Origin of the sequence: Henriciella mobilis, from assembly GCF_003576315.1 — a bacterium.
GTDB lineage: Bacteria > Pseudomonadota > Alphaproteobacteria > Caulobacterales > Hyphomonadaceae > Henriciella > Henriciella mobilis.
Map to the genome: position 1 here is coordinate 197,642 of NZ_QWFZ01000006.1, position 25,198 is coordinate 222,839.

At 61.7% G+C, this 25,198-nt stretch carries 26 protein-coding genes; 11 read left to right on the top strand and 15 right to left on the bottom strand.

Annotated elements, in window-relative coordinates; translation table 11 throughout:
* Nucleotides 1-2: 2 nt before the first annotated feature.
* Nucleotides 3-2,090 (bottom strand): amidohydrolase family protein, encoded by a 2,088-nt coding sequence (locus tag D1227_RS05990; protein ID WP_119404189.1) that lies wholly within the window; start codon nt 2,088-2,090, stop codon nt 3-5.
* 178 nt (nt 2,091-2,268) lie between these two features.
* Between D1227_RS05990 and D1227_RS05995 the strand changes: the two genes are divergently transcribed.
* Together D1227_RS05995 and D1227_RS06000 are read left to right on the top strand one after the other, a co-directional pair.
* Entirely contained in the window at nt 2,269-3,207 is a 939-nt protein-coding gene (locus D1227_RS05995) for a serine protease (protein ID WP_158586580.1), read from the top strand.
* Between the two features lie 266 nt (nt 3,208-3,473).
* Nucleotides 3,474-3,791, top strand: a complete 318-nt coding sequence (locus D1227_RS06000) for a hypothetical protein (RefSeq protein WP_119455254.1) — start codon at nt 3,474-3,476, stop codon at nt 3,789-3,791.
* A gap of 19 nt (nt 3,792-3,810) precedes the next feature.
* Here the strand turns inward: D1227_RS06000 and D1227_RS20025 are convergent, their stop codons facing one another.
* Entirely contained in the window at nt 3,811-3,978 is a 168-nt protein-coding gene (locus D1227_RS20025) for a hypothetical protein (RefSeq protein ID WP_199288311.1), read from the bottom strand.
* 13 nt (nt 3,979-3,991) lie between these two features.
* Between D1227_RS20025 and D1227_RS06005 the strand changes: the two genes are divergently transcribed.
* Complete coding sequence (locus D1227_RS06005; RefSeq protein ID WP_119404192.1) at nt 3,992-4,525, top strand: DUF3800 domain-containing protein; 534 nt, start codon at nt 3,992-3,994, stop codon at nt 4,523-4,525.
* A gap of 264 nt (nt 4,526-4,789) precedes the next feature.
* Here D1227_RS06005 and D1227_RS06010 read toward each other — a convergent pair whose 3' ends face one another.
* Nucleotides 4,790-5,743: an IS1595 family transposase gene (locus D1227_RS06010; protein ID WP_119404193.1), complete on the bottom strand. Its 954-nt coding sequence runs from the start codon at nt 5,741-5,743 to the stop codon at nt 4,790-4,792.
* Nucleotides 5,744-5,877: 134 nt separating this feature from the next.
* Between D1227_RS06010 and D1227_RS06015 the strand changes: the two genes are divergently transcribed.
* The 3 genes from D1227_RS06015 to D1227_RS06025 all read left to right on the top strand — a co-directional run bounded on the left by D1227_RS06015 (nt 5,878) and on the right by D1227_RS06025 (nt 7,596).
* Nucleotides 5,878-6,300, top strand: coding sequence for a hypothetical protein (locus D1227_RS06015; protein WP_119404194.1), 423 nt, complete (start codon nt 5,878-5,880; stop codon nt 6,298-6,300).
* 3 nt (nt 6,301-6,303) lie between these two features.
* Nucleotides 6,304-6,531 (top strand): helix-turn-helix transcriptional regulator, encoded by a 228-nt coding sequence (locus D1227_RS06020; RefSeq protein WP_119374674.1) that lies wholly within the window; start codon nt 6,304-6,306, stop codon nt 6,529-6,531.
* A 108-nt stretch (nt 6,532-6,639) separates the two neighbouring features.
* Nucleotides 6,640-7,596, top strand: a complete 957-nt coding sequence (locus tag D1227_RS06025) for a serine protease (protein ID WP_119404195.1) — start codon at nt 6,640-6,642, stop codon at nt 7,594-7,596.
* 3 nt (nt 7,597-7,599) lie between these two features.
* Here the strand turns inward: D1227_RS06025 and D1227_RS06030 are convergent, their stop codons facing one another.
* On the bottom strand, nt 7,600-8,817 hold the full coding sequence (locus D1227_RS06030) for a permease (RefSeq protein ID WP_119404306.1): 1,218 nt from the start codon (nt 8,815-8,817) through the stop codon (nt 7,600-7,602).
* Between the two features lie 144 nt (nt 8,818-8,961).
* Here D1227_RS06030 and D1227_RS06035 point away from each other — a divergent pair, with 144 nt between their 5' ends.
* The gene (locus tag D1227_RS06035; RefSeq protein WP_158586581.1) at nt 8,962-9,498 is read left to right on the top strand and encodes a tetratricopeptide repeat protein; all 537 of its coding nucleotides are present in this window, start codon (nt 8,962-8,964) and stop codon (nt 9,496-9,498) included.
* 11 nt (nt 9,499-9,509) lie between these two features.
* Nucleotides 9,510-10,541 (top strand): S1 family peptidase, encoded by a 1,032-nt coding sequence (locus tag D1227_RS06040; protein WP_119404196.1) that lies wholly within the window; start codon nt 9,510-9,512, stop codon nt 10,539-10,541.
* A gap of 2 nt (nt 10,542-10,543) precedes the next feature.
* Here D1227_RS06040 and ttcA read toward each other — a convergent pair whose 3' ends face one another.
* From ttcA to rnhB, 5 genes are all read right to left on the bottom strand, one after another.
* A complete protein-coding gene (gene ttcA, locus D1227_RS06045) occupies nt 10,544-11,422 on the bottom strand; it encodes a tRNA 2-thiocytidine(32) synthetase TtcA (protein WP_119404197.1) in 879 nt (292 codons plus the stop codon).
* A gap of 534 nt (nt 11,423-11,956) precedes the next feature.
* Complete coding sequence (locus tag D1227_RS06055; protein WP_158586582.1) at nt 11,957-13,675, bottom strand: alpha/beta hydrolase; 1,719 nt, start codon at nt 13,673-13,675, stop codon at nt 11,957-11,959.
* A 209-nt stretch (nt 13,676-13,884) separates the two neighbouring features.
* Entirely contained in the window at nt 13,885-15,516 is a 1,632-nt protein-coding gene (locus tag D1227_RS06060; RefSeq protein WP_119404200.1) for an acyl-CoA synthetase, read from the bottom strand.
* Nucleotides 15,517-15,607: 91 nt separating this feature from the next.
* On the bottom strand, nt 15,608-16,042 hold the full coding sequence (locus D1227_RS06065) for a GIY-YIG nuclease family protein (RefSeq protein WP_119374682.1): 435 nt from the start codon (nt 16,040-16,042) through the stop codon (nt 15,608-15,610).
* A gap of 107 nt (nt 16,043-16,149) precedes the next feature.
* Nucleotides 16,150-16,716: a ribonuclease HII gene (gene rnhB / locus D1227_RS06070; protein ID WP_119404201.1), complete on the bottom strand. Its 567-nt coding sequence runs from the start codon at nt 16,714-16,716 to the stop codon at nt 16,150-16,152.
* A 52-nt stretch (nt 16,717-16,768) separates the two neighbouring features.
* Here rnhB and D1227_RS06075 point away from each other — a divergent pair, with 52 nt between their 5' ends.
* The gene (locus D1227_RS06075; protein WP_119404202.1) at nt 16,769-17,740 is read left to right on the top strand and encodes a quinone oxidoreductase family protein; all 972 of its coding nucleotides are present in this window, start codon (nt 16,769-16,771) and stop codon (nt 17,738-17,740) included.
* On the opposite strand, the gene D1227_RS06080 is transcribed toward D1227_RS06075, so the two are convergent.
* The 6 genes from D1227_RS06080 to D1227_RS06105 all read right to left on the bottom strand — a co-directional run bounded on the left by D1227_RS06080 (nt 17,730) and on the right by D1227_RS06105 (nt 21,092).
* Entirely contained in the window at nt 17,730-18,233 is a 504-nt protein-coding gene (locus tag D1227_RS06080; protein ID WP_119404203.1) for an MgtC/SapB family protein, read from the bottom strand. The two genes, D1227_RS06075 and D1227_RS06080, sit on opposite strands and share 11 nt — an antisense overlap.
* Before the next feature lie 91 nt (nt 18,234-18,324).
* Nucleotides 18,325-18,771 (bottom strand): cupin domain-containing protein, encoded by a 447-nt coding sequence (locus D1227_RS06085; RefSeq protein WP_119404204.1) that lies wholly within the window; start codon nt 18,769-18,771, stop codon nt 18,325-18,327.
* Nucleotides 18,772-18,835: 64 nt separating this feature from the next.
* Nucleotides 18,836-19,051 (bottom strand): dodecin, encoded by a 216-nt coding sequence (locus D1227_RS06090; protein ID WP_119374687.1) that lies wholly within the window; start codon nt 19,049-19,051, stop codon nt 18,836-18,838.
* Between the two features lie 114 nt (nt 19,052-19,165).
* Nucleotides 19,166-20,080 carry a M23 family metallopeptidase gene (locus D1227_RS06095; protein WP_233352886.1) on the bottom strand — a complete coding sequence of 305 codons (915 nt, stop codon included), beginning with the start codon at nt 20,078-20,080 and terminating at the stop codon, nt 19,166-19,168.
* Between the two features lie 3 nt (nt 20,081-20,083).
* Nucleotides 20,084-20,305: a DUF2093 domain-containing protein gene (locus tag D1227_RS06100; protein WP_119374689.1), complete on the bottom strand. Its 222-nt coding sequence runs from the start codon at nt 20,303-20,305 to the stop codon at nt 20,084-20,086.
* Nucleotides 20,306-20,342: 37 nt separating this feature from the next.
* Nucleotides 20,343-21,092, bottom strand: coding sequence for a hypothetical protein (locus D1227_RS06105; RefSeq protein WP_147373268.1), 750 nt, complete (start codon nt 21,090-21,092; stop codon nt 20,343-20,345).
* Between the two features lie 181 nt (nt 21,093-21,273).
* On the opposite strand from D1227_RS06105, the gene recA reads away from it, so the two are divergent.
* Entirely contained in the window at nt 21,274-22,371 is a 1,098-nt protein-coding gene (gene recA / locus D1227_RS06110; protein WP_119374691.1) for a recombinase RecA, read from the top strand.
* 172 nt (nt 22,372-22,543) lie between these two features.
* Nucleotides 22,544-25,195, top strand: a complete 2,652-nt coding sequence (gene alaS / locus D1227_RS06115) for an alanine--tRNA ligase (protein ID WP_119404207.1) — start codon at nt 22,544-22,546, stop codon at nt 25,193-25,195.
* The last annotated feature ends 3 nt before the right edge of the window (nt 25,196-25,198 follow it).

The following is a 25,198-nucleotide window of genomic DNA, read 5'->3' on the forward strand; positions in this document are numbered from 1 at the left end:
GCTCACTCTCCCGGCGGCAGGATGGCGGGTGCGTCGGTGAACGGCTCGATCCCGAAGGCGGGGTAGATCTCGCTCGGGAAATAGGCGACGCCGTCGCTCATCACCATGCGGATCGTCTTGATCGCCTTCAGGTCCTCGACCGGATTGCCCGGCACAAGGAAGAAGTCGGCGAGGTTGCCTTCCTCGATGGAGCCGATTTCCTCGCCCATGCCGAGGTATTCCGCCGAGTCGAGCGTTGCCCGTTTGAGGATCTCGCCGGGGGTGAAGCCGATATTCTGGTAGAGTTCCAGCTCCCGGTGAAGGTTGAAGGACCCGCCCATATCGGTGCCGAACAGGATCAGGATGCCACGCTCGCGCATCATGGCGAGGACGTCCGTGATCTGGTTGAAGGCGCCGCGATAGGCCGCATCATCCTCGGGCGTCTCGACCTTCGACCAGGCCTGCTTGGCCGAGCGCTGCACGCCGACGGGCATATGGTCGATATAATCCTCCACGCCGGGGCGGAATTCGCCATTGCGGCCGAGCAGCAGGGCTTCGTGGATGGCATAGGTCGGGTCGATGGCGACATCGTTCTCGACCATCAGGTCCAGCGTGTGCTGCACCGGCGCCGCCGTCAGGTCGAGCCGGGGCAGCCGCATCAGGGCGGTCAGGCGCAGGAGTGTGCGCGTATCCTCGTCGGCGTCGAGCACCCAGCCCAGCATCACCTGGTTGATATGGGTCATCTCGTCATAGCCGGCCTCGATCATCGCGTCGGCGCGCGAAAAGGCGGGCACGTGTCCGGAAACGCGCAGGCCGCATTCATGCGCCAGGTCGACCATTTCCGGCACCCATTCGCCCTTCATCGAATTGTAGATCTTGATCTGGAAGAAGTCGCCCATCTCGCAATAGGTGCGCACGGCCTCATTGGCCTCTTCCTGGCTGGTGACGATGATCCCGTTATTGGAATTGAAGGGGCTCTTGCCCTCGATGAAGCCGGACTTGACGATGCGCGGGCCGGCCAGCGTGCCGGCTTCGATCTTCGAGATCAGCTCCGAGAGGACCTCATTGTCATTGCCCATGTCGCGCACGAAGGTGACCCCCGCCGCGATGTTCAGCATGGCGTCGTCCTGGCCCATATGGCCGTGCATGTCGGCAAGGCCCGGCACCAGCGTGCCGCCTTCGCCGTCAATGACGTATTCGTCCTCTGCGCGGGCCGCCTCGCCCGGCTCGATGGCGGTGATCGTGTCACCTTCGACAAGGACCGATGAGAGGCCGCTCAGCGCCATGGTCTCGGGATCGAAGATGCGGACATTGGTGATGCGGACCGGCGCGTCGAATTCATGCGCGGTGTCGGCCTGAAGCTGTTCGAAGCGCTCGGTCGAGTAGCGCACGGCAAGATCGCGCATCGTCTCGTCGAGATCTTCATAGCCTTCGCGGATGACGAGGAATTCCGGCGAGATCAGCGCGAAGAATTCGTCATCGGCGTCGAGCACGAAATAGGTCGGGTCGAGTTCCGGCCCGATCAGGGCATAGGTCGACACCAGTTCCGGGTTTTCCGGGCCGGGGATCTTGAAGCTCTCCAGGTCCTGAAGCGTCAGCGAGCCTGCCGGAAAGGCCGGCAGCGACCGGTCCTCGTCGGCCAGCAGCGCGCGGGCATAGATGCCAAGGTCATAGGGCGTGCCGGACTGGGTGATGTACATGGCCGGTTCGCTGACATCTGCCGAGCCTTCGCCGGTGGAGTCCATCCAGGTCGCTGTGTCGCCGGAGATGGCGAACGCCTCGTCCACGTCATTGCCGAACGTCGTATTGCCCGAGATGGACCAGGCGATTGGCAGATTGTCCTCGTCGAGGACGATGGCTTCTTCCAGGGTCGGCCCGCGGCCATTGTTGCGGTACTCATAGTCGACGGTGATGGCCGGGCCGTAGCGCAGCACGTCCATCGCGCCGATCTCGGTTCCGCTGACCATGATCGTGTAGCGGGTTTCGCTCTTTGTGATGCCTGCCGGCTCGGTGTCCGGCTGTGTTTCGGCAAGCTGCTCGCCTGCCGGTGGATTGGCGGCACACGCCGCCAGCATGACTGCACCAAGCCCTGCTGTCAGGAACTGTCTCATTATCTTGCCTCCCCATCGCGACGCCCGTTGGCGGTGAGATAGCGCTATCCTGCAATGATCGGCACGGTGACGGCAAATGCTCAGCTGCAGAGCTGCGACGATTTCCCTCTCAGTGGTGATTCCCAGCACCAGAATTATTGGGCATGGTATTGAACGGCTTCGTTGGAGGGAAACGGAGATGAGATACACCAGGCTTCAATCTGCCATGGCGGCCGGGGCCGCATTGGCGCTCGCGCTCGGCGGATGCGTGGTCGCGGGCGAGGATGCCGATGCCGAGGACTGGCCGGGCATCGTGTCGCTGCAGATCAGCCAGGGGCGCAATACCTGGCATGTCTGCGGCGGGACAATGATCACGAAGGAGTGGCTGGTGACGGCGGCTCACTGTGTCGACGAGGCGCGGATAGAGCGTGACGGCCGGGCGGCGCAGTTCCAGCGCGGCGAGGATGGCATCATGCGCCGGCTCGGCCCGCTGCGGGTTGCGGCCAATCGCACCCACCTGTCGGACGACGCGGAAACCCGCACCTATGCGGTGACCGAAATCCAGATTCATCCCGACTATCGTCTCGGCCAGTTCGACCGTGGCGCCGACATCGCGCTGGTTCGCATCCAGGGCGGCTATGACGGCCCGGTCATGCCGCAGGCCGGGCTGGCGGGCGATGTGCCGCTCCTGGACGAGACCCAGTATGTCTACGTGGCCGGCTATGGGAACACCACCGAAACCGATGCCGCGCGCGGCGCGCTGAATGCGCGGGGACGCGCGGTCTATGCGCCCAGCCTGCGCCTGCAGGAGGCCGAGCTTCCCATCGTCGAGGCGTCTGCCTGCCGGGCCATGCTGGAAGGCCTGATCGAGGATTATGGCTTCGAGGCCGAGTATGGCGACTTCCAGGTCGGAGACCGGACGCTGTGCGCGGGTACGGGTGAACAGGATTCCTGCTATGGCGACAGTGGCGGACCGCTGGTGTCCTATGGCGGCGGCATGGGCGAGCCGATGCAGGTCGGCGTGGTCAGCTGGGGGCTTGGCTGCGGGCGCGCCGGCAGCCCGGGCGTCTATACCCGCGTCAGCGCCTATGCCGGCTGGATCAGGGACACGGTCGGCCCGTTGGAGGCTGAGGGGTAGGGCAGCCACTTCTCCCTTCTCCCTGGGGGAGAAGGGGCGGGGATGAGGGGACACCAGCTTACCGCGCCATCCTCCGTCAGAGATTTTTTCCAGTGCGCGAAATCGCTGGTGCTGCGCAATTCAAACGCTCACGCTCCCTCACTCCAACCCCTCTCCCCAGGGAGAGGGGCAACATGACGGCGTGCGAAAAAGCGTTGTTAAAAATTCTGGACATTGTGTATTTGACAAACCCGAGTCATGATGCATCCTAGGTTTAGGAGGGAATCATGGACGATAATCAAAAAGATCGAATGTTGAGCCATGTACAATCCATGGCGCTACATACTGTGGTTGTGCACTTACTGGAGCGCGCTTTTGCAAGCTCTCCTAAAGGCGCGGATGCATACAGCCGAGACCTTCTAAACTTATACGAACTTCTAGCTGAAAAGACGACGTTTCCAGACGTTGATCCTGCACTGAGCGATCTCGCGACACAGGAGTTTCGGGACAGCCTGATCCGGATCGTTCTTCGCGCTCGATACCTTGCGCTTGGAGAGCCATTTGATCCAGATGCCTATTTAAAAGACTGGCGAACAAAAGACTGACCTCCATTAAAAAACCCGGCTACTTGCCGGGTTTCTTCTTAGCATCGGGCGCGTTGATCTCGCGTGTACCGCCATCTGGCGGTGACTTCGCGATCTTCTTCAAAGCCTGGTCGAACTTCGCTTCGTCCATGTCGCACTCGGCTTCACGGGCGGCTTCTTTGAACTTGTCTAATTGTGATTGATTCATAACACTCTGCTCAATGGCTGATGTGGATTACGATTACATAGCATACATCGATGAGGCCGGCGATCCGGGCTTGAAGCGCGTGAAACCGCTCGACGAGAAAGGCTCTAGCGAGTGGCTAATTCTGGCCGCAACGGTAGTCGATGCGAGGCGTGAGCGCGAGGTCGTTCAGTGGGGTAGGGATTTTGTGAAGCTGAGCGGAAGCAGGCAAACTAAGCAGGTCCATTTTCGCAAGCTCAATGACAACGCCCAGATCGCAACTTGCGCCAGATTTGCAGAACTGCCGCTTCGCGCTTTTGCCGTCTGCTCCAACAAGAAGAATATGAAAAGTTGGAAGAATCCTTTTGCTGAGGCCGTGGCGATTACGTTGATCGGCAATCTTCCGCGCTATCAATGGTTCTACTATTGGATTTCGCGCATCCTCTTGGAGAAGGTCACGGATTGGGTTTATCGCCACTCGATGGCGCGACTGGGACGACCCGGAAAGCTCAAAATCGAGTTCAGTGAACGCGGCGGGATATGGCGTGAAGCTCATGCCCTCTGTGGCTGAGGCCAATCTGGATGAAGATCAATTCCGAATCTTTCGCCACTACGGTTACAGGAAATAAGCAGGGCGGGTCCCGGGCCGTTGTTCCCTACAGGCTGCTAGCCCAGCTTTCGGAAAAAGCGCTGAGCGTCCCATAAGGCGCCAAGGTTGCGATCCTCAACACGGACACCGGCGACCCTCTGAAAGCATACTGCAACGATTCGCTAAAATCAAGAATCTTCATTAGAATCAGGACTCTGCGCTAGTGCCTTGTTCTGACTCCCGATTTTAGTGAGTCCGCCGATAAGTGAGCCTCTTGCCTGTCACGCCGCGCAGGGCAATGGCTGCTCGTTCTCCATCTTCAATGCCGTTCGCGGAACGGTGATTGTAGCGGAAATCGAACTCAGCGAGATAGCGGTGCAGGTGATGCTTGGCGCAGTGCTGGTACGTGCCTTTCATGCCCCGCTTGAAGACGCTGTAATAGTTCTCAACCGTCTGCGTGTGGATCACAGGATCGGTGAAGCTGACATACTCGCCCTTGCCGTGATGGACAGCGCCATGACCACGCTCGAAGGCGCTGCGGGCGAAGATGTAGTGACGAGCCTGGTCCGTCAGGAGGCGGGCTTCCTTGGACACGTTACCCTGCACGAGCGCCGCGATGGAGGACGGCTTCATATCGTCCAGCACAAAGCTGCGGGCTTGCTTGGAGTCGCGGTCTACCAGCGTCAGCACCTTCATCTTGTGACGGAAGTTGCGGCCCTTCGGTACGCCCGGCTCTGTACCGATAAAGGTCTCGTCTGCTTCAACGTCACCGCCACCACCGCCGAACGGGTTGAGCGCGCCCTGGCTCATGGCTTCGCGGATACGGTGCGTGAGGAACCACGCCGTCTTGTACTGGACTTCGAGAATGCGGTGCAGCTGGTGGGCACTGATGCCCTTCTTGCTGGCGCACATCAGGTAGATGGCTTGAAGCCACTTCGTCAGCGGCAGGTGGCTTTCCTCGAAGATCGTGCCAATGCGAACCGTGAACTGCTTGCGGCAGTCGGCGCACTTGTATAGACCGTGCCGCTCCTTGCCTTCCGGGTTCTTCTTGGACGGCTTGGAGCGCACGCCCTTGAGCTTGTAGGCGTTATCGATCACGCCGCAGTGCGGGCAGGTCGGACCATCAGGCCAAAGCGCGCTCTCGACATGCTCGAAAGCTGCGGCTTCATCGTGGAAATATGCCTTGGACAGAATGGACATGGGAAATCTCCTATGCCCTCAACATAGCCTCAAAGGCTGGGTTTGTCAAATACATAATGTCCAAAATTCTTGACAGTCAAAAATCTTTGACTATCTGGTGTGTCAGATATCTTTGACACAAGGAAACAAGAACAATGTCCTTCCATGAAAAATCCGCCTGGGTGATGGCGACCGTGCTGCTGGCCGGGGCCGGCTTCTATTTCCGGACGGTTGCGTCCATGTCGGCCGAGCTTGGCGCCGTCGCGCCGCCCGTCCTGCCGGTGGTGATCGTCTATGTCGTTGCGATCGTCCTGCTGTCCATCTTCGGTCATATCCTCGTCGCGGTCTCGAAACCGTCAGAGGCGGACGACACGATGGATGAGCGCGACCGGATCATCTCCAGCCGCGCCGGCGCGTTCAGCGGTATCCTGCTGGGCATCGGCGTCATCACGTCGCTCGGGCATTACCTGTTCTATTATGACGGCAATCTCCTGTTCCACATGGCGTTCGGTGCGCTGATGCTGGCCCAGCTCGGTGAGTATGCCGCCCGCATCGTGATGTACCGGCGGGGCGTCTGAGCCATGGCCAAACGCCCGCCCATTACCAATCGCGTGAAGGAGCTGCGCGAGGCGCATGGCAACATGTCCCAGGCCGCGCTCGGCAAGGCCATCGGGGTGACCCGCCAGACCGTCATCGCCATCGAGCAGGGGCGCTATTCGCCCTCGCTCGAGAGCGCCTTCCGCATCGCCCGCCTGTTCGGCGTCGGCGTGGAGGATGTCTTCGGCTGGGAGGAGGACGCCGATACCTAGCCCGTCATCAGCGATGCCGTGATCCGTCCGCCAAATCCCTTCTTGCAACCCGGCTCGATCCTGAGCAACCTTGCGAAGGCTTGGAAGGACGGGGCGGGATGGGGACAAATGAAACGATTGCACAAAGCTTTTTCAATGGCGGCGCTGTTGAGCGTTTCTGCATTGTCGGCCTGCACCACCGAGACCGTCATCGGCAATGAAGAGACCCGCGGCATCGTTGGCGGGCGGGATGCGAATTCATTGTACTTCAAGGGCATGGCGACCCTTTTCGTGAGCCGCGGCAGCGAGAACCATCATGTCTGCGGTGCAACGCTGATATCAGACCGCTGGGCGATTACCGCCGCACACTGCGTGGATTCCTCTCAGATCATCGATGGCAAGGCCGTTTACTTCCAGGAGACTGCCGCGGGCGACCTCGAGCAATTCGGGGCGCTGCGCCTTGCTGCGGGCAGTCCCGATCTGTCGAATTTATACACGCCTCTCTCTGTCCATATCGAGCGGATCGAGATGCATCCTGACTATCAGCCGGGCTTTGCTGAAAGAGGCGCTGATATCGCGCTCGTCAAAATAGACGGTCGTTATGCCGGCGAGACGACGAGATTGGCGCACGCTGAAAATGCCGGCTGGGATGCCGAACAGGCGAGTCTGGTGATGACGGCCGGGTACGGCCAATTGATGGAAAGAGGGGCCCTTGCCAGCGCGCTGCTGGGGAGTGGCGAAACCATGTTTTCACCGAGCATGACGCTTCAATCGGGATACTTGCCACTGGTGGATGCCGACGATTGCCAGCGCCAGCTGCGCCGGGCGGTCCGGCAATGGGAGATCGACTGGCTGCCCGAAGATCTCAGCATAGACGCGGAAACGCAGATTTGCGCCGGGAGGGGCGTTGTCGACAGCTGTCAGGGGGATAGTGGCGGGCCGCTGGTCGGACTTTTCTCGACCAGTCTTGCGCCCATGCAGGTCGGTATCGTCAGCTGGGGCATTGGCTGCGCGCGTCCAAACATGCCGGGCGTTTATACGCGCATTTCAGCCTATGCCGACTGGATCGAATCCGTGACCGGCTGACGCCTAGCCGGTCAGCAGCGGTGCCATGATGAGCCCGCCTGCAAGCCAGGCATAGGCGGCGGAAGCAAGGCCGAAGAGCACTTTCTCGGTCGCGCCCTTGCCGACCGGATCACCAAAGCCTGCCGTCTTCGCTTTCCAGACCAGGAAGACAGCTGAGAGCGCAAGGAAGGCAAGGTTCAGGAACAGCGTGTAATCAACGGCGAAGAACTCCCTGTCGGTCACGCTCTGGACGGCGGAGGCATCCGGCAACAGGCCGAACCCGGCAAAGGCGTAGTGCATGATCAGGGCCGTCGCGACGAGCGCGACGAGGAAGACCCCGGCAATGAAGAGGGCCATCGGCCAGCCAGAATACTTCGCCTGGATGCGCAGCACGGGCAGCACGACAAGGTCGGAAAAGATGAAGGCCATGATGCCCGCAAAGGCGACGCCGTTCGAATAGAGCACGGCCGCCAGCGGGATGTTCCCCATCGAGCCGATGAAGGTGAAGAAGGCCGCGACGGGACCGACAATCGCCTGCAACAGCACCTGCCAGAAGGCCGGGTCCTGCTCGCCTGCACCAATGAACAGCGTCTCGAAAAAGGCACGCGGCACGAAGGCGGCGATGATGCCCGCGACGGTGAAACCGACCGTCACATCCTTCCAAACCATGCCCCATTCCATGACATAGCGCTGGGCGACCTTGCGCCAGCCCTCGCGGCTGGTCATGCGGTCCTTCCAGTCAGGCACGTCGCCGTCCTCGTCGGCCCCTTCGGCTTCGCGGGCGCGCGCGCGGGCCTTGTCGATCAGGCCGAAGCCGCCGGTCAGGCGCACCAGCGCCCAGGTGATCAGGATGAGCAGGACGCCGCCGGCATATTCACCCACGACAAACTGCCAGCCGAGGAAGACGGCGATGATGATGCCGAGCTCGATAACGAGGTTGGTCGAGGCCAGCAGGAAGGCGAGCGAGGCCATAAAACCCGCCCCCTTGGCAAAGAGCGAGCGTGTCGTCGCGAGCGCGGCGAAGGAGCAGGAGCTTGAGATGAAACCGAAAAAGGTGCCGAGGCCGACCGATTTGGGGCCGCCCTGTCCCATCGTCCGCTTCATCCGCTCGCGGGTGACAAAGACCTGGATCATGGACGAGATGAGATAGCCGAAACCAAACGCCCAGAGGGCCATCCAGAACAGGCCGGCCGTGGTCATCGCGGCTTCGTGCCAGGTGTTGAGAAAATCGTTCACGGTAATGTGCGCGCTCCTGGTTGCCTGAAGACGCAATGCCCAAGGGGGCCGATGCGTTCCGAGCCTGTCAGGGCTGGCAGCTGGAATCGACCAGTCCTTAACCCGGTTTCAGTCGCCAGCCCGGTGGAAATCTGCTATGCACGGGAGGCCATGCAACAGGATGTCAGAGCGCTTGTGGACCGGGTCTATGCAGCGCGCCGGGACGACAGCCCCGACGAGGCCCACGCGCTTGCCACCGACGCCCTCGAACTTGCCCGCGGTGCGCACGATCCCGAACTCCTGGTGCGCGCCCTCATGGCCAAGGGACAATGCCATCGCGACGAAGGCGACTTTGAAGACGCTGAGCGGCTCTATGTCGAAGCGGCCAATCTCTGCCGGCGCGAGGAGATCGATCCGCTCGTCGTCGCTCATGTTATCCGGCATCTCGGTGATGTGACCGCCGAGCTTGGCCGGTTCGGTCTCGCCAAGACGCATTATGAAGAGGCGCTGGACCTCTATCGCGACATCGAGAACCTGCCGCCGGCGACCCTCGCCAATGCCATCCGCCCGCTGGCGCGCCTTTACGACGTCCTCGACGAACATGCCGAAGCGGTTGAATACTGGCGCGAGGCGCTGGAGCTATACGAAACCGCCCATGTGCGCTCCGGTATCCGGGAATGTAATCGACGCCTCAACGGCGCGGCCTGAGGGGACTGAGTATGAAACTGTTGAGCATAGCGTCCTGCGTGCTGGCGCTCGGAGCGGCAAGCGGCTGGGCACAGGCGCCTGAAGCACACTACCCGGACGACTTCGAAGAAAATCAGCCGCAGATGATGGTGATGGGCAATGATGCCTGGATCGAGGACTGGCCCGGCATGTCCTCGCTGCAGGCCTATCAGGGCCGCAATGTCTACCATTCCTGCGGCGCGACCATGATTTCGCCGCGATGGGCGCTGACGGCGGCGCATTGCGCTGAAGGGGTCTATATCGAGGAGGGGGACGGGGCGCGGGCCGTGCAATACTTCCCCGACGAAGCCGGGCGCAGCATGGTCCGCTTCGGGCCGTTGCAGCTGGCCGTAAACCAGCCGTTCCTGGGTGATGTCCCGCCGGATGCGGTCTACGGCATCGAGGATGTGATCGTGCATCCAGGCTATGAATCCGGGCGCACCGAGAACGGGAATGACATCGCCCTGTTGAAGCTCGACCGGCCCTGGTTCGGGCCTGTGATGCCGGTGGACGGGCTGAATGCCGATGTGTCCCCGGACAATCTCTGGCCGGCGCGGCCGGGCGATGCCCGCGCCTACCGCATCTGGGCGGCGGGCTTCGGCAAGCTGGGCGAGACCGCTGAGGACGAAGCGGAAATCTCGCGCACCGGCCACCTCGTCAGCGCGCCGAGCATGATCTTGCAGGATGGCCTGGTGCCAGTCGTCGATACCCTGCAATGCACTGACTTCATCCAGTCCCGGATCGAGGAATGGGAGATCGACATGGATCCCGGCCTCGAGATCAATCACGAGACACAGATCTGCGCGGGCATTGGCGAGGTCGATGCCTGTCAGGGCGACAGTGGCGGGCCGATGGTCTATCGCGGCGACGATGGCCCGGTCCAGGTCGGAATCATCAGCTGGGGGCTCGGCTGCGCGCGCAATGAGAGCCCCGGCGTCTACGTCCGCACCCGTGCCTATGGTGACTGGGTCGCCAGCGTGATCAGCGAGGCTGAGGAAGACCCGTCAGAGGCTGCGCCGGAATAGGCTTAGAACGGAACGTTCGGATCGTTCTCGCCCTGTCCGCCAAGGGCAAGGCCGAGAAAGTCGAACACGCGCGGATCGTGCAGATGGCTCGGCCGCACCGTGGCCAGCGCATGCGCCATGACCTGCCGCACGCCGGGTTTCTTCGCTTCCCATTCGTCGAGCATCTGCTTCATCGCCTGGCGCTGCAGGCCATCCTGGCTGCCGCAGAGATTGCACGGAATGATCGGGAACTCCATGGCGTCCGCGAACTTTGCGAGATCGTCTTCGGCGCAGGTGATCAGCGGGCGCAGCACGAACATGTCGCCGGCATCATTGAGCAGCTTTGGCGGCATCGCCGCCAGCCGTCCGCCATGCACGAGGTTCATCATGAAGGTCTCGAGCGCGTCGTCGCGGTGATGGCCGAGCACGATGGCCTCGCAACCTTCCTCGCGGGCGATGCGGTAGAGAATGCCCCGGCGCAGGCGCGAACACATGGAACAGAAGGTCCGCCCCTCCGGCACTTTCTCCGTCACGATGGAATAGGTGTCCTCGGTCTCGATGCGGTATTTGACGCCCACCCTGTCCAGCCATTCCGGCAGGACGTGTTTCGGAAAGCCCGGCTGGCCCTGGTCGAGATTGCAGGCGATGAGATCGACCGGCAGCGCGCCCTGCCATTTCAGGTCAATGAGCGCGGCGAGCAGGCCATAGCTGTCCTTGCCGCCCGACAGGCAGACCAGCCATTTCGGCGGCGGGCCGGTGCGCGAGCGGTCGACCATGCCGAACTGGTCGATCGCCTGCAGCGCATTGCGCACGATCCGCTTGCGCAGTTTCTTGAAGGTCACGCTCTTCGGCACATCGGCAAAGAGCGGCGGGACCATGCCCGTCATCATGTCGTCAGCCATGATGGCCGTATGGCATGGCAGGCAAGCGGCGGGAAGTGCGGGGTTCACGTTGAGAAAGGCATGTGGTGCTTTGCGGTTGTCGGTTCATTGACGGTTCGACGTCCACGGCAGGAACGCGATCATCCATGAGAGCAGACCGGCAAGACCCATAGCAGCAATGACATGCTCCATCGGTCGCTGGAATGATAATCCGAGTGCGCCTGACCACACTGGAATCAAGCAAGCGACTATTCCGGCAAACAGAATAGCGGTTCGCCGCAGATGCGATTTCTCTCGGAGTGCAAGTGCCCAAGCTGGCAAGAGTGTTACCCAGCCGAGCACGATTGCGGTCTTCCCGGCCCAATATGCGGTTGCCAAACCAAACGTCCAGATTGGCAGATCTTCGCTGCGCCCGCTAAGAGTGCTGATATCGGCTATGCCGAAGACACACGCAAATGCGGCTAGGTAGGTCGCTCCCAGCAGCCCGCTTAATGTGAGCCTAAGGGCTCGTGCCTTAGGCGTTTCAGGCAACGATTCCTTCTTCGGCGCCATAACCTACTGGTACTGGATCGTCAGCTCGATGCGGCGGTTGCGCGGCTCGTCGACTTCGTCATCCGTGGCCACGGCAGGCCGTGTGTCGCCATAGGCTTCGGTAGTGACCTGTGAAGGGTCGAGGCCGGTGGCGTTGACGATATAGGCCTGCATCGCTGCGGCCCATTGCTCGGTCCGGGCCTGGTTTTCTTCAGGCGTGCCGACCGTGTCGGTATGCGCCTGGATCCGGACCGAGGCGACAGGCGCGCGGTTCAGCTGCGGCATGAATTGCGGCGCGAGGGCCTGCGGGTCGAAATTGTCCCGGTCGGCAACGTAGAGCGTCAGGTCCAGCGGCGGGATCGCGGCCGGGGCGATCTCGCGCTCCATCGGTGCCATTTCAGGCGGCGGCGGCAGCGCCATGGGCTCGAAGCGCGGTTCTTCCGGCGCCTGGCTGATATTGTTGAGCGGGAAGGCATTCCGGAACAGGGAGCACTCCTCATAACCAGGCTCGATGGCGGCGTTGACGCGGTAATACTCATCGCCATCTTCCAGGTCGGCATAGCGCAGGCGCTCCAGGGCGCGCTCTTCGGGATTGGCCTCGGCCATGGCGCACAGCATGTCGCCCAGGATGAAGGGATTATCGGAATAATAGTTGTGGCCGAGGCCGAACAGCTCGGTTGCAACGCCGGTCGCGTCGACCGTCTCGTAAAACTCGTTGAGGCGGATATAGGGCTTGTTGCCGTCCGTATCGCCAAGCCGCAGCTTGCCCTTGTTGACGATCTCGGAGACGTGCAGCGCGCGGTCGGCATCGGAGGTGTAGATGGTGACATTGGCTTGCAGATTGTCGAGCACGCCGGTGACCTGGTCGAAGATTTCGCGGTCGACATCGGCGGCCACGAGGATGATGCGGAACTCGATTTCGGCTTCGCCGTGACGCTCGAGATAGTCGGCGGCATAGTCCTCAAGCGCCTTGGTCAGGATGCGGTTGCCCATCGAATGCGCGACGATGTTGATGCGGTCGATATCACTGTTCTCGATGATCAGGTCGAGGAACTGTTCCAGGTAGGGCGCCGCCGCGATCGAGCGGTCCTGGTCGCCCTTATAGTGGCCGAGCGAGACCTGGCCGGCCGAGGGCCACGAGAAGAGCAGCGGCACGCCGACATCGAACAGCCCGCGCTGGGACAGGTCGACCGAGAGCTGCGCCGAGCGGATCAGCGCATCCTCGAAGGGCGTGTTGAAGCCGTGAACGAAGAGCAGGGCGGCATAGGAGTTCTGGTCGATCAGCGCCTCGTCGAGCTCCATCAGGAAGCGTTCCTCGCCGGCCTTGGTGATCCGGGTCAGGAAGACATATTTGACCAGCTCGTCCTGTTCCTCTGGCGGCTCGCCTTTCAGGAACGGGGTCTCGCCGCGCTCGCGCGTGCCGCCTTCCTCGATCAGCTTGGGCAGCCAGACATCGGCTCGCCCGACATGCAGCTGCTGTGAATCCGCGGCGATGACGTCGGTCGTATCGATCTCGCCATCCGGCGCCGGGCCTTCGCCATCGAAGCGGACATCGCGATTAGTGCCATAGAAGACGCGCACGCAATCGACCGCCGATTCCGTCTCGTCGGTCAGCAGGTCGAGACAGTCATTGCCGAATTGCGGATGGTGCAGCGAGGGCCGCGGCTGGAGCATGAACAAGATGCTGCCGACGGTCCCGCCGACCAGGACAAGCAGCAGAAACCAGAAAAGGAAACGGCGCATTCTGCATCCCCTCGCAACTGATGCTTTTTTTGGCCGAGCGTCCGGGCGATTGCAAGGCGGTTCGGCCAGCATACGCGCGCCAGCCCGCAATCAGCCCGCAATCAGCCCGGAATCATACTGTTTTCGTACTGTTTTTGTACGGAAATCATACCGAATCCGTCTCGATCGGTGCGCAGACTTCCGACGGAGGAAAGACATCCGTCCCGTGCTCAGGCGGACACACCAAGCTTTTCTTCGGCATAGGCCTTGATCGCCTTGTAGTCCGCCTTGCCGTTCGGCGCGCGTCCGAGACTGTCCTTGAACAGGATCCGCTTGGGCGCCTTGTAACGGGCAAGCTGTGTCTGCACGAAGGCGCGCAGCGTGTCCTCATCGGCCGAGGCGCCGTCATTCAGCTCCACAACCGCCGTGACCGCCTGGCCCCATTTCTCGTCCGGCAGGCCCACCACAAGCGCGTCGCGCACCGCGTCATGGCCCTTCAGCGCTTCCTCGACCTCTTCCGGATAGATCTTCTCGCCGGCGGAATTGATACAGTTCGAGCCGCGTCCAAGTAGGGTGATCGTGCCGTCTTCCTCGACCGTGCACCAATCGCCGGGCACCGCATAGCGCACGCCATCGACCTCCCAGAAAGTCTTCGCGGTCTTCTCCGGATCCTTGTAGTAGCCGAGCGGTACCGCCCCGCCTCGTGCAATGAAACCGGGCTCGCCGGAGCCGGGCTTCACCTCTCTGCGGTCTTCGGTGAAAACCTTGCAGTTCTGGCCAAGCTCGAACTTTGCGGTCTGCTGGACACCGTCCGCCGTCGTCACCGACATACCGAATCCGACAGCCTCGGAGGCGCCGAAACTGTCCATCAGGGCGACCTGTGGCATGTGTCGGATGAGGCCGCGCTTGACTTCCATCGACCACATCACGCCTGAGCTGGTGATGGTCTGGACCGAAGAAAGATCATATTTTCCAGGGGCTTCGTCGAGCACGCGTAACATCGGCTTGGCGAAAGCATCGCCAACAATCGCCATGGCGGTGACGCCGCGCCGGTCAACCGTCTCCCAGAGTTCGACCGGGTCGAAATGCTTTGTGTTTTCCAGGGTCACAATGGCGCCGCCGCCGATCATCGCGCCCATTGCCGTGAAAAGTCCGGTCCCATGCATGAGCGGACAGGCAGGAAGCTGGCGAGACAGCTTGCCCATCTGGTCGACAAGAACAAGGTGCTGCTCCATGGATTCAGGTGCGAATCCGTAGATCTTGAGCATTGATTCAAGGGAAGATTCCCGCCAGATGCGGTGGGACCACATGACACCCTTGGGCATGCCGGTCGTCCCGCCGGTATAGAGGAAAATCAGGTCGTCATCGGAGCGCTCGATCTCAAGCGGCGCGCCATCGCCCTCTGTCGCCAGTGTTTCGTAGGTGATCGCGAAGTCTGGTGTGTCGGTCCCGTCGCCGCCAATCTCGACCCAGAACTTTACCTTCGGCAGGCGATCCTTCACGCGTTCGACATTCTCGCGGAACTCGCGGTCGAAAAAGACAATGGCTGCGTCCGAATTGTCGAAAATGTAGTGCAGCTCATCGTCGAGATAGCGGTAATTGACGTTCACATGGGTGAAACGGCCTTTGAAGCAGGCGGCCAGCGCTTCCATGTATTCGGGCTGGTTGCGCAGGTAGAAGCCGGCCTTGTCGCCTGTTTCGGCACCGCGTTCGCGCAGGTTCCGTGCGACATTGTTCGAGCGGGCCGTCATCTGCGGCCAGCTGATCACACGGTCACCATGAATCAGCGCCGGATCGTCTGGACCGAGCACTGCGCCGACTGCATCGAGCAGGTCTCCAAGATTGAAGATGCTGTCGCCCATATTGAGCTTCCTCCGGATTGTTCTGTTTCTTGCAGTGTATGCACAAACAGACCGTCCGTGGAGGGGTTACGTGGCGTCCGGCGCCCCTGATTTAGCCGATATGCGGCTTGCCCCACCAGAATTTGTTCCAGAAGCGCTTGCGCCGCCACGCCTTTGCCAGGCGCTTGTTATTCGGGGCGTCATGGAGCCCTCGGGGGACAAGCATTTCGTTCATCACCGGCTGGTAGTGGCGGATCAGGTCTTCTTCTATACGAGCCCGCTCACGGGCATTGGAAATTTTTAGGATATGGCGCTCGGTTGCGCCGCGGTCCCACCAGGCTTCGGCCCAGCGTTCGTGTCCGATGATGCGGCTCTTCAGATTGGTGGCCTTGCCAATATAGAGCGGCTCCAGGAAGAAGACGAAACGCCGGCGCACAAAGATATAGATGCCGCCGCCGTTCGGAATGCCTCTGTCGGTCAGCGTCACATTGAACTTGTACTTGCGTCCGGTCTCTCCGAACCAGGGGTGGGCCCCGAAAACGATCATTGCGGACAAACTCCTCCCGGCAATCGGCGGAGAGTCCGGCTGACTTGGTTAATGAGTCGTTAACGCCGTTCGTTGAAATCGCGGAATTTTCTGGGGCAATTCAAGGCCTACGCGGCCTTCAGAACTCTCTGGACCGGCGCAAAGCTCTTGCGGTGACAGCTGCAGGGGCCGAGCGATTCCAGCGCTTCGGCATGCTCGGCGGTGCCATATCCCTTGTGGCGGCGAAGGCCGTAGCCGGGAAAGCGGTTTGCCAGTTCTTCCATTGCGCGATCGCGCGCAACCTTGGCCAGGATAGAGGCGGCAGAGATGGACGGCTCCGTGAGGTCGCCCTTTACGATGGCCTTGGCAGGGCAGGGCAGTGTCGCTGGCAGCGCGTTTCCATCCACAAGAATCAGTTCAGGGACCAGGCCCATAATGGCGACGGCACGGCGCATGGCGAGGAAAGTCGCCTCGCGAATGTTAAAGGCATCGATCTCGTCAGGGCTTGCCCAGCCGATGCCATAGCCGAGGGCCTTGGCCTTTATTTCGGGATAGAGTGCCTCGCGGCGCGCTTCGGTCAGCTTCTTGGAATCTGTAAGGCCTGTAACTGATTGCGCGGGATCAAGAATGACCGCCGCGGCCGTTACCGGCCCGGCCCACGGCCCTCTTCCGGCCTCGTCTATTCCGCAGATCATCCCTATGTTCCTCATCACAGCTACAAGATCATGATTCCGGGAGTGATTAACCATGAGCGACGCATATTGCATTCAGATTAACGAGACCGGCGGCCCCGATGTCTTGACCAAGGTTGCCATGGAGCCGCGCCAGCCCGGACCGGGCGAGGCGCTGATACGCCAGAGCGCGATCGGCCTCAACTTCATCGACACGTATCATCGCTCCGGCCTCTATCCGGTGAAGATGCCATTCACGCTCGGTTCAGAAGCCGCCGGCACGGTCGAGGCCGTCGGGGAGGGCGTGGAAAACGTCAAGCCGGGCGACAGGGTCGCCTATCTTGGTTCTGGCACCTATGCGACACACTTTACCGGTCCTGCCTCGCGTCTGCTGGTCCTGCCTGACGGGGTCAGCGAAGAAGAAGGCGCTGCGGTGATCCTGAAGGGGCTCACGGCGTGGATGCTCCTGTTCGAGGTCTACCGGCCTGAGCCGGGCGAAACGGCGCTGGTCTGGGCGCCCGTCGGCGGCGTGGGGTCTATCCTGGTACCCTGGGCGACGTCTCTGGGGGTGAGAGTGATCGCCGTGACGTCATCCGAAGAGAGGGCCGGAAAGGCCCGCGAAATCGGAGCGATGGATGTTATATACGCCCATGAGGATGTTGCCGGCCGGGCGAGAGCCTTGACCGGCGGCAAGGGCGTTGATGTCAGCTATGACAGCGTCGGCAAGGACTCCGCCAAGGCGTCTCTCGACAGTTTGAAGCCGCGCGGCTGGTACGTGACCTTCGGAAACGCGTCCGGTGCCGTCGATCCGATCGCGCCGGGTGAACTGTCAAGGCGGGGGTCTCTTGTGATGACCCGGCCCGGACTGTTCCATTTCGTCAATACCGAGGAAGGTCTGAAAAAGGGGGCCGCGGCCTTGTTTGGCGCCCTTCGCGCCGGAACGATCAAGGCGCAGGTCGGCCAGACTTTCGATCTCGCGAGTGCCGCCGACGCGCACCGGGCAATCGAAAGTGGCAAGACCGTCGGCGCGACGCTGCTCAAGCCTTAGGGCGGTCCTGTTGCCTGTCGTCTGCGGACCCTTCATCAAACAACCGGTCTTCCATGAATTTGAAGGGCAGCAGGATGAGCAGGGCGAGAACAGTCCCGCTCGCGGCGACGAGGTAGAAACCCGCGCCGCTGGCAAGTCCGACGGCACCCGCCAGCCACATGCCGGCACCCGTCGTCAGACCTTTGACGGACCCGCGCGACTGGATGATTGTCCCGGCGGCGAGAAAGGCCACGCCTGCCGTCACCGCTTCGACCACGCGGACCGGATCAAGCTGCGTTGCAGCGGAGTCCGATCCGAAACGCGCGATCATCTCAATCGCAATGACGGCAAAAAGGGCAGCGGCCAGACTGGTCAGCATGTGCGTGCGCATCCCGGCCGGACGGTCTCGGGCCTCACGCTCGAAGCCAATGAGCAGGCCACAGAATGCCGCGAGCCCAAGGCGCAGCAGCATGTCGGCCGCTGCCATGTCTATACTGAAATCGATACCGCCCATGGTGAAGTCACCTAGCAAGCTACGTATTTGAACCAACGTCCACGCGCTTGCCTTGTTGCTTACCGGTTGCAGCGCGGGTCATCAGCCTCGTTCAGTGCTGGTGGTCGGCACCCTCGCCGTGATGGTGGGCCTCGGCTTCATCGACAAGGATACGTTCTGGCTGGTCAGCGACATGGAGCCGAAAGACGATGGCGCGCGCCCCGTCTGGCCCGCCGCGCGGCGCGTGAATGGCTTCGGGTTCAATCACGAAGGCATCACCGGACTTCAGCTCCACGTCCGGCTTGCCCTGTTGGACATGGATTGCCGAGCCCGAGATGACATACACGAACTCTTCGCCGGAGTGGTAGTGGCGTGGCACCGTAGCGCCAGCGGGGATGACGACGTCGGAAATGATCACCTCATAGCCGTCCAGACCTGAAATGCCCGCACGGAGCATTTCGTTAGAGCCGGGCGGTGGTGTGGTCTCAGCCTGCTGGCTGGGCGCTGTAGCGCAGGCGGCCGCCAGGATGGCGCCCAGGCCGACAATCACGTTTTTCATTGTATTCTCCCTCCTCAAGGAGGCAGAACACTGCGCTCGTCTGGCCCAGCGGGCAAGAGATCGCTTAGCTGGCCGCTTCGTATTTAAAGCCGATCTCCAGTGTTACCTGGTAGTAGGCCACCTTGCCGTCATTGATGTAGCCGCGCGTCGAGACGACTTCGAACCAGTCGAGATTGCGCAGCGTCTTGCGGGCGGTGGTCAACGCGCCGTCAATGGCGTCCTCGATCGAGGTGGGCGACGTGCCGACGATCTTGGTTACAGCGAAAGTATCAGCGGACATGAATTGCCTCCAGTCTTGCGGGGTAGGGATTACCCCGTTCAATCCGGGAACTAGGCCGAAAGTTCCAGCTGTCACCTGAATCGGATCTGCCGGGCCGGTCGCCCGCGAGGCGGATTACCGTCCCCAGTTCAGGAGCAGGGCCGGGTCAATGTAGAAGTCTCCATCGCGGCTGTCGCTGGCGGAATTGCGCCACTTCACGGCCCAGTGGAGGTGCGGCCCGGTTGTGCGTCCGGTATTGCCTGTCTTCCCCAGCGGTTCGCCCTGCGAGATCACGTGGCCTTCTTCCACCGTGACTTCGGAGAGGTGCAGGAAGACCGAAACAAGGCCGCCGCCATGGTCCAGAAAGACGGTCCCGCCTTCATAATAGAGATCGGGATCGGCCAGCACGACGCGCCCGCCGGCTGGTGCATAGACCGGCGTTCCGGTTGGCACGGCGAAGTCGTACCCTTCATGCACCGAGATCTTCTCACAGGCCTCGCCATTGGCGCCGGTGCCGATATATTTGCGCGTCGGCCCGAACGGCGAGGAGGCCGGACCGTCGACCGGCTCGACGAAGCCGTCGCGCAATTGCGGGCCCGGGTTGAAGCTTGCAAAGGCGGCCTGCTTCTTTACCCAGCTTTCGGCGGCATGCTGTTTCTGAGCGTCTGTACGTGCATCGACCTTGTCGCAATTGAACCCATTGATCAGCCGGAAATCATCCTGGCGCGGGGCAATCGTCAGGCTGATTGGGGGGATGTCGCTCGCCAGCGGCTTTAGGCGCAGCGGCGAGGGTTCATCCTGACGCAGGCCGATCAGAACAGCTCCGGCTTCGTCGGTCTGCACGGTGCGAAGGCGTTCGCCGTCCGGTCCGGAAATCTCGATTTCCAGGTCAGCAGGGCCCTTGCAGCGGATGAGGCCACTCTGCTTGGCAATGCCCGAACATGACAGGCTTTCGGTGGTGATCGGCTCGCCATTGGCGGCAGGCGCAGCTGTAGCCAGCAGCAGGGCAAGAAAGGTCAAGAGGCGCGGAAAACGCATCGGCCTGGTCACCGCCTATTTCTGGCCGGGTATCATCCGGCTGGCGGCAGCCGCTGCGTCGACATAGGCTTCCTGGTGATCCACGCTCCAGTAACGCAGCGCCTGCAGCGGAATCTTTCGGCCCGTGACCGCACAGGTGACGTAATCGCCAGGGCTGATCACTTCGAGATCGGCGTCGAGATAGCGAATCTTGGCTTCGCCTGAGGTTTTTCCGGTACGCGTAAGCATGAGGCTCATAATGGGTCCAAATCGCCGCTTTTGGAAGAGGCCAGACTCAGGGCTGGGGCCCCGGTGCGGTTGGCGCCGTGCCGTCAGCCGGGCGGTCGGGATTGGGCGTGCGGAAAATCAGTGACAGGCTGCGCATGTAGTCCATCGGCCATTCGCCAACACGCTGGCGATGGGTGGCACGCAGTACGATCTCGACAGCGACGTCCGGATGGCTGAACACCAGCGATTCATCGACTGCGCCTGCGCCCAGAGGGCTCGCCCCAGGGTCTGACGCGGTCCATTGTGCCATGGCTGGGCATTCTCCGAGCCGAGCGGCGATTTCGGACCGCTGGTCACGGTAGTCGTTGAGATAAGGCACTTCGCTATGGGCCATGCCGAGCTGGCAGGTGACCTGGTTGTAAGCGGAGCTGACCGTTGCGGGATCGGCCGCCGGTACCACGACGGTGCAATAATCCGCGCCGAGCGATTGCAGCGCGTTGCCGGCTGGATAAGTGCCGATGACGCTGCCTTGCGCGGTGCCCGCCGAAAGCGACGCAAAGCGGCTTGCAACAACGCCGGCGCGAATGATCTGCCCGATTTCTGTGCATAGCGGGTCTGCTGGCGGGGCGGGTTGCCGTACTTGCGGATAGGTCGGACGTTCGGGTGGTGCGGACTGGACTGTCGGGCTGAAGGGGAGCGTCGTCGGCGGCGCTTCCTGTTCGTCGGTCGGGGCTGCCTGCGCGAGGGCTGGAAGGGCTGGCAATTGGCCAATCGCCATTGCTGCTGCTAGAAACGGGAAGCGGACAGGCGCAATCATCTTGTTTCCTTGCTGCGGTTCGAAGCCGGAGTCTACGCCCTCGCCAACGCTGTGGGCAAGCCAGCAGGAACGGGCAAAAGTTTTTGTTTTGTTCTTGAGAACATTTGTGGTACAGACCATTCCTCAGATGTGACGCCGGCCTTGCATTGCAGGGTCAGATATGGACCTAAGGAGACGACTCATGGCGAAACCTGCACTGCAACTCGTGGACAAGGAGTCCGGCTTGGACAAGCAGAAAGCACTCGAAACCGCTCTGTCGAACATAGAACGCTCCTTTGGCAAGGGATCGGTCATGCGGCTCGGCGACAAGAAAGTCTCCGATATCGAGTCGGTGTCGACCGGATCGCTCGGGCTCGATATCGCGCTCGGTATCGGCGGCCTGCCGCGCGGGCGCATCATCGAGATTTACGGGCCTGAAAGCTCTGGCAAGACGACGCTGTCGCTGCATGCGGTTGCCGAAGCCCAGAAAGATGGCGGCGTCTGCGCCTTCGTTGACGCGGAACACGCGCTTGATCCGAGCTATGCCGCCAAGCTTGGCGTCGACCTGGACGATCTGCTCGTTTCCCAGCCTGATACTGGCGAGCAGGCGCTGGAGATCGCCGACACGCTGGTGCGCTCGGGCGCTGTCGACCTGCTGGTCATCGACTCCGTGGCGGCCCTGACGCCGCGGGCCGAGATTGAAGGCGAGATGGGCGATTCTCTGCCTGGTCTGCAGGCCCGCCTGATGAGCCAGGCGCTGCGCAAGCTGACCGGCTCGATCTCAAAGTCGAAATGCATGGTGATCTTCATCAACCAGATTCGCATGAAGATCGGTGTCATGTTCGGCAGCCCGGAAACCACGACCGGCGGTAATGCGCTGAAATTCTATGCCTCGGTCCGCCTGGATATCCGCCGTATCGGCGCGATCAAGGATCGTGACGAAGTGATCGGCAACCAGACGCGCGTCAAGGTGGTCAAGAACAAGGTCGCTCCGCCTTTCCGGCAGGTCGAGTTCGACATCATCTACGGTGAGGGCATTTCGAAGACCGGCGAACTCATCGATCTCGGTGTGAAGTGTGAGGTCATAGAGAAATCCGGTTCCTGGTATTCCTACAAGGATGACCGGATCGGCCAGGGTCGCGAGAAGACACGGCAGTTCCTGAAAGACAATCCCGATATTGCCGACGAAATCGAAACGGCGATCCGCAAGCAGTCCGGTCTGTTGTCCGAAGTGCTTCTCAATGAGGACGGTGCACATGAGGATGACGACGGCGATGCGGGCGAAGCCGAAACAGGCTGAGAACCCGTTTCCGCTCTCTTATCAATTGCAGTAGATCAGACCTTGCGGCGGGCCAGACGCTTGGCGCGCCGCAGGTGACCCTTTATATCGCCCTTAGGCGGGGGCTGGCCATCCACGATATGGCAGGCCCCATGGGCAATCAGGCCCGCTGGCGGATAAAGACGGTACACGGATGACAAGCGTCAACGAGCTTCGGGAAACCTTCCTCTCCTTTTTCGAAAGCAAGGGCCACACGCGCAAGGCGTCGGCGCCGCTCGTGCCGGACAATGATCCGACCCTGCTTTTCGTGAATGCCGGCATGGTGCCGTTCAAGAATATTTTCACCGGCGCCGAAACGCCGTTCGCGCCGCGTGCGACCAGTTCCCAGAAATGCGTGCGAGCCGGCGGCAAGCACAACGATCTAGACAATGTCGGTTACACCGCCCGCCATCACACTTTCTTCGAGATGCTCGGCAATTTCTCCTTCGGTGACTATTTCAAGGATGACGCCATTGATTTCGCCTGGGAGCTGGTGACGAAGGAATTCGGCCTGTCAAAAGACCGGCTGCTCGTCACGGTCTATGCTGAGGACGATGAAGCTGCGGCGATCTGGAAGAAAGTTGCCGGCCTCTCGGACGACCGCATCATCCGCATTCCCACTTCGGATAATTTCTGGTCGATGGGAGATACCGGTCCTTGCGGGCCATGTTCGGAAATCTTTTTCGATCACGGCCCCGGCGTGCCCGGCGGTCCGCCCGGATCGCCGGATGAGGATGGCGACCGTTTCATCGAGATATGGAACCTGGTCTTCATGCAGTTCGACCAGCAACAAGGCGGTTCGCGGGTCGACCTGCCCAAGCCCTCGATCGATACTGGTATGGGGCTGGAGCGGATGGCCGCCGTCCTGCAGGGCAAGCACAACAATTACGAGACAGACCTCTTCATGAAGCTGATTGCGGCGGAAGAGGATGTCTACAAGGCAAAGGCGGCAGGCGATCACCTGGCCTCTTTCCGGGTCATCGCCGACCATCTTCGCACCTCAGCCTTCCTGATCGCCGATGGCGTGACGCCATCGAATGAGGGCCGCGGCTATGTGCTCCGCCGGATCATGCGCCGGGCCATGCGCCACGGGCACATTCTCGGCGCTCGCGAGCCGGCCATGTACAAGCTGGTCCAGACCCTGGCCGACGAAATGGGCGATGCTTATCCTGAGCTGCACCGTGCCCAGCCGGCTATCGAAGCCGCTCTTGAACAGGAAGAAGCCCGCTTTCAACGCACGCTCGGCCGCGGACTGGCGCTGCTGGAAGAGGCGACAGAGGGGCTCGGCGAAGGCAGCGAGCTGCCCGGTGAAACCGCCTTCAAGCTGTACGATACGTTCGGTTTTCCGCTCGACCTGACGCAGGATATCCTGCGCGGCCGCGGCATGGGCGTCGACCAGTCCGGCTTCGATGCCGCCATGGCCGAGCAGAAAAAGGCCGCGCGCGAAGCCTGGTCCGGATCCGGCGACAAAGCTTCCGAGGCCGTCTGGTTCCGCGTGCGTGACAAGACCGGTCCGACCGAATTCCTTGGCTATGCCGGCACGGAAGGCCAGGGTACGCTGAAAGCCATCGTCAGCGCTGGCGCCATGCAGGATTCCTGCAGCGGCGGCGAATGCGAACTCGTCTTCGACCGTACCCCCTTCTATGCTGAAAGTGGCGGTCAGGCTGGTGACCATGGCGAAATCCACTTTGAGAACGGCGCCCGCTTCATTGTCCGCGATGTGCAGAAGCGCGCTGGCGACCTGCACGTCCATGTTGGCGAACTGACCGATGGTTCGATTGCTCCCGGCGACCGCGCAACTTTGCAGGCCGCCGCACAGCGCCGGCAGCGCATCCGCGCCAACCACTCGGCCACGCACCTGCTGCATGCCGCGCTGCGTAGCGTGCTCGGTCCTCACGTTACCCAGAAGGGCTCGCTCGTCGAGGAGGACCGGCTGCGTTTCGACTTCTCTCATGGCGGCCCGGTCACGCCGGCCGAACTCGAGGCGATTGAAAACCAGGTCAACGCCGTAATCCGTCAGAATGACGAAGCGCGCATCGAGGTGATGGCACCGGACGAGGCGATCGAGGCAGGGGCGCTGGCGCTGTTCGGCGAGAAGTATGGCGACGAAGTTCGTGTGCTTTCCATGGGACGCCCGCTCGAAGATGGTTCACGTCCATATTCGGTCGAGCTCTGCGGCGGCACGCACGTCGCCCGGACCGGCGATATCGCCGCTTTCGTGATCACCTCCGAAGGCGGTGTCTCGGCTGGTGTCCGGCGGATAGAGGCGGCGACGGGCGCCGAAGCGCTCGACTTCCTGAAGGCACGCGCGCAGGTCGCGCTCGACCTTGCCGACCAGCTCAAGGTTCCCCTGAAAGATGTTGGCCGCAAGGTCGCGCAGCTCAACGAAGAGCGCCGCACCCTGGAGCGGGAGCTGACTGATGCCAAGCGCAAGCTCGCCATGGGTGGCGGCGGATCAGCTGCGCCCGCTGGCCCTGAAGAGGTCGGCGGCTACAAACTGATCGCGCGCGTAGCTGAAGGCGTTGGCGGCAAGGACCTCCGCGGGCTCATCGATGAGGCCAAGGCAAAGATGGGGTCCGGCATTGCCGTGTTTATCGGCGTCAATGACGGCAAGGCCGCTGTGGCTGTCGGCGTGACAGAAGACCTGACCGATAAGGTGTCGGCGGTCGACCTGGTACGCGTGGCTGCTGCGGAAGTCGGCGGCAAGGGCGGCGGCGGCCGGCCAGACATGGCCCAGGCTGGTGGCCCGGACGGCGCCAAGGCCGAAGCCGCGCTGGATGCGGTACGCAAGGCGCTGGCAGGCTAAGGC

Excerpts from the sequence above, each read along its gene's own strand:
- D1227_RS05990 (WP_119404189.1), bottom strand. The coding sequence starts at position 2,090 with ATGAGACAGTTCCTGACAGCAGGGCTTGGTGCAGTCATGCTGGCGGCG.
- D1227_RS05995 (WP_158586580.1), top strand. The coding sequence starts at position 2,269 with ATGAGATACACCAGGCTTCAATCTGCCATGGCGGCCGGGGCCGCATTG.
- D1227_RS06000 (WP_119455254.1), top strand. The coding sequence starts at position 3,474 with ATGGACGATAATCAAAAAGATCGAATGTTGAGCCATGTACAATCCATG.
- D1227_RS20025 (WP_199288311.1), bottom strand. The coding sequence starts at position 3,978 with ATGAATCAATCACAATTAGACAAGTTCAAAGAAGCCGCCCGTGAAGCC.
- D1227_RS06005 (WP_119404192.1), top strand. The coding sequence starts at position 3,992 with ATGGCTGATGTGGATTACGATTACATAGCATACATCGATGAGGCCGGC.
- D1227_RS06010 (WP_119404193.1), bottom strand. The coding sequence starts at position 5,743 with ATGTCCATTCTGTCCAAGGCATATTTCCACGATGAAGCCGCAGCTTTC.
- D1227_RS06015 (WP_119404194.1), top strand. The coding sequence starts at position 5,878 with ATGTCCTTCCATGAAAAATCCGCCTGGGTGATGGCGACCGTGCTGCTG.
- D1227_RS06020 (WP_119374674.1), top strand. The coding sequence starts at position 6,304 with ATGGCCAAACGCCCGCCCATTACCAATCGCGTGAAGGAGCTGCGCGAG.
- D1227_RS06025 (WP_119404195.1), top strand. The coding sequence starts at position 6,640 with ATGAAACGATTGCACAAAGCTTTTTCAATGGCGGCGCTGTTGAGCGTT.
- D1227_RS06035 (WP_158586581.1), top strand. The coding sequence starts at position 8,962 with ATGCAACAGGATGTCAGAGCGCTTGTGGACCGGGTCTATGCAGCGCGC.
- D1227_RS06040 (WP_119404196.1), top strand. The coding sequence starts at position 9,510 with ATGAAACTGTTGAGCATAGCGTCCTGCGTGCTGGCGCTCGGAGCGGCA.
- ttcA (WP_119404197.1), bottom strand. The coding sequence starts at position 11,422 with ATGGCTGACGACATGATGACGGGCATGGTCCCGCCGCTCTTTGCCGAT.
- D1227_RS06055 (WP_158586582.1), bottom strand. The coding sequence starts at position 13,675 with ATGCGCCGTTTCCTTTTCTGGTTTCTGCTGCTTGTCCTGGTCGGCGGG.
- D1227_RS06060 (WP_119404200.1), bottom strand. The coding sequence starts at position 15,516 with ATGGGCGACAGCATCTTCAATCTTGGAGACCTGCTCGATGCAGTCGGC.
- D1227_RS06065 (WP_119374682.1), bottom strand. The coding sequence starts at position 16,042 with ATGATCGTTTTCGGGGCCCACCCCTGGTTCGGAGAGACCGGACGCAAG.
- rnhB (WP_119404201.1), bottom strand. The coding sequence starts at position 16,716 with ATGATCTGCGGAATAGACGAGGCCGGAAGAGGGCCGTGGGCCGGGCCG.
- D1227_RS06075 (WP_119404202.1), top strand. The coding sequence starts at position 16,769 with ATGAGCGACGCATATTGCATTCAGATTAACGAGACCGGCGGCCCCGAT.
- D1227_RS06080 (WP_119404203.1), bottom strand. The coding sequence starts at position 18,233 with ATGGGCGGTATCGATTTCAGTATAGACATGGCAGCGGCCGACATGCTG.
- D1227_RS06085 (WP_119404204.1), bottom strand. The coding sequence starts at position 18,771 with ATGAAAAACGTGATTGTCGGCCTGGGCGCCATCCTGGCGGCCGCCTGC.
- D1227_RS06090 (WP_119374687.1), bottom strand. The coding sequence starts at position 19,051 with ATGTCCGCTGATACTTTCGCTGTAACCAAGATCGTCGGCACGTCGCCC.
- D1227_RS06100 (WP_119374689.1), bottom strand. The coding sequence starts at position 20,305 with ATGAGCCTCATGCTTACGCGTACCGGAAAAACCTCAGGCGAAGCCAAG.
- D1227_RS06105 (WP_147373268.1), bottom strand. The coding sequence starts at position 21,092 with ATGATTGCGCCTGTCCGCTTCCCGTTTCTAGCAGCAGCAATGGCGATT.
- recA (WP_119374691.1), top strand. The coding sequence starts at position 21,274 with ATGGCGAAACCTGCACTGCAACTCGTGGACAAGGAGTCCGGCTTGGAC.
- alaS (WP_119404207.1), top strand. The coding sequence starts at position 22,544 with ATGACAAGCGTCAACGAGCTTCGGGAAACCTTCCTCTCCTTTTTCGAA.